At 71.9% G+C, this 1394-nt stretch carries 1 protein-coding gene; it reads right to left on the bottom strand.

From position 1 onward, the window contains the following. On the bottom strand, positions 1 to 1394 hold a 1394-nt coding region (locus FVW20_RS15230; protein ID WP_196610267.1), incomplete at both ends, for a radical SAM protein.

Raw genomic sequence — 1394 nt, 5'->3', positions numbered from 1 at the left:
CGGGTCCGCTGGCAGGGCGCGGGCCTCTGGCCGGTGCAGGGCGGCCAGTTCCACGGGCATGCGGCGCAGGTCGGCGGGCAGGAAGAATTCGCCCGGCGCGGCGGACAGGATGCGCACCACCCAGTCCGGGGCGTTGCGCAGGATGGCGCGCACCTTCTGCACGAATTGCAGTTCCTGCGCCACGGGCAGGGGGCAGCGGTCGCACACCGTGCCTGCCCTGCCGCCGGTGCCGAAAACATCGGACGCCGGTGCGTGGTCGAGGCCTCGATTCCTTCCGTTGCCGCCAACGCCCGCCGCAAAGGCCGTGCGCGAGCGCAGAAAGGCCGGGGCGTTCCACGCCGCGCCGAAGTCGGGGTGGGCGTCCAGCCGGGTGAAGTCGTCGTCGGCGTCGGTGGCCACGCAGCACGGTCCGAACGCCCCGTCCGGATAGATCATGCCGCTGTAGTACAGCCAGTCGCAGCGGCGGCGGGCCTTGTCCTTTCCTCCGCGTCCTTCTGCCCCACTGCCCTTCGCAGTCTCCTCCGCAGTCTCCTCCGCCGTATCGACCGCCGTATCGACCGCCGTATCGACCGCCGTATCGACCGCCGTATCCACGGGGGCGGGCGCGGGCGGCATGCCGTCCGCCGCCAGCCGCTGCACCAGCGTTTCCCGCCGGGCAAGGCCAGCCTCGTACGCCGGACCGGAAATGGGCCGCCCCGGCATGGGGATGGTCATGGGGTGCACTCCCTGTTCGCCGGGGTCGCCGGGGGGCAGGGCATAGCCGGGAAAGAATTCCAGCAGGTCCAGCCCCATGTCCGTGGCCATGGCGCGGGCCGCGTCCACCTCGTGCTGGTTGTGGGCAAACAGCAGGAAGCGCCATTCCAGCAGGGGGAATTGCAGCCCCATCTCCCGCTTGCGCCGGGCCAGCGCGGCAAGGTTGTCCGTGACCAGCCCAAAGTCGCCCCCGCGCCGATATTGGGCATAGGTCGCCGCGCTGGCCCCGTCCACCGATGCGCTGAGCATGCCGAGGCCGGAACGCAGCAGCGCCTCCTGCCGGGCCGGGGTCAGGGGCACGCTGAGGTTGGTGGAAACCACGGTGAAGGCTTCTTCGCCGGCGGTGCGGGCCAGGTGCTCGTGCAGGCGCGGGTGCAACAGCGGTTCCCCGGCGCTGAAGTACCAGGCCAGGAACAGGTCCGGGGCCACGTCCGCGGCCAGCCGTTCGTGCAGGGCCGCGTCCATCAGGGAGGGTTTGCGGCGGATGGCGCCATTGCCCACGGCGCAGTACGGGCAGTGCAGCTGGCACAGGGTGGCGCAGTCCACGGTGAGGTCGAAGGGGCGGTGCGCCACCCGCGCGGCCCCGGCCCAGCGGGCGCGCAGGGCCAGCAGGAAGTTGGCGTACTTGCGCACCTCGCGCC

The organism is Nitratidesulfovibrio oxamicus, from assembly GCF_015731765.1.
Lineage (GTDB): Bacteria > Desulfobacterota > Desulfovibrionia > Desulfovibrionales > Desulfovibrionaceae > Cupidesulfovibrio > Cupidesulfovibrio oxamicus.
Note: the sequence above shows the minus strand (reverse complement) of the source record. Positions and strands in the feature narration are given on the sequence as shown.